The sequence below is a fragment of the Neorhizobium vignae genome (assembly GCF_000732195.1).
GTDB classification, from domain to species: Bacteria; Pseudomonadota; Alphaproteobacteria; order Rhizobiales; family Rhizobiaceae; genus Neorhizobium; species Neorhizobium vignae.
The window spans coordinates 1-935 of the sequence record NZ_JNNU01000064.1 but is presented as its reverse complement, the minus strand read 5'-3'; the positions used below and the strand labels follow the sequence as shown (position 1 = coordinate 935).

Here is a 935-nt window from a genome sequence, read left to right as displayed (position 1 = left end):
TTCGGCAAGATCAACACGTCGGCCTACTATGCGACCAATGCTGTCTGGAAGGACATCGGCGGCGGCGTGTTCATGAAGGGCGACACCAACGGCGTCTACTCTTCGGGCTCCAACGGCACCTACATGATCAAGATCGGCGGCGCCTACATCGACGCAGTCTACACGACCAAGGGCTACGACTTCTCGGCTGGTGCGACCGCAACGGCCGGCATCAAGTACGGGACGGATATCTCGGTTTCCGACCTCGACATCACCAGGCTCGAAGACTATCGCGACTCCAGCGGTGTCAGCTATCTCGGCCTCGGCACCAGAGCCAGCGATGAAGACCTCATGGCGGCACTGACCTCGTTCGTCGACGGTCAGCTGGAATCGATGAACAGTGCGGCCTCCAAGCTCGGTGCCGTATCGAAGCGCCTCGACATGCAGACGGACTTCATCTCCAAGCTGACGGACTCCTTCGACAAGGGTGTCGGCCGACTGGTGGATGCGGACATGAACGAAGAGTCGACCAGGCTCAAGGCACTGCAGACCCAGCAGCAGCTGGCGATCCAGTCGCTCTCGATTGCCAACTCCGACTCGCAGAACATCCTGTCGCTGTTCCGTTAATCGAAACAGGGAAAATGGCGCGGAGGCTGACCGCGCCATCGACCTTCAAAAAGGGCCGCGTCCGAATTCGGACGCGGCTTTTTCAATTTCCTAATCGCTTTTCTCAATTTCCCGATCGGCTTCAATATTCATTAACCATATTGCGGTTACCTAACAGCATCGAAACAGTGAGTTAACCAAGAAAATTAAATGGTTAACAAGCATGATGCTGCCCGCTGTTCCCGGTGAAATCCGGAATGTCCCTTTTCGTAATCAGCCACTCAAGGGGCACCTAAAATGACAAGCATTCTTACCAACATCGCAGCCATGTCTGCTCTGCAGACGCTGCG

1 protein-coding gene is annotated in these 935 nt (G+C 55.7%); it reads left to right on the top strand.

Annotation, left to right across the window (positions count from 1 at the left end):
- A partial coding sequence (locus GQ59_RS33270) for a flagellin (protein ID WP_280114073.1) occupies positions 1-606 on the top strand: 606 nt, incomplete at its 5' end.
- Positions 607-935: the final 329 nt, after the last annotated feature.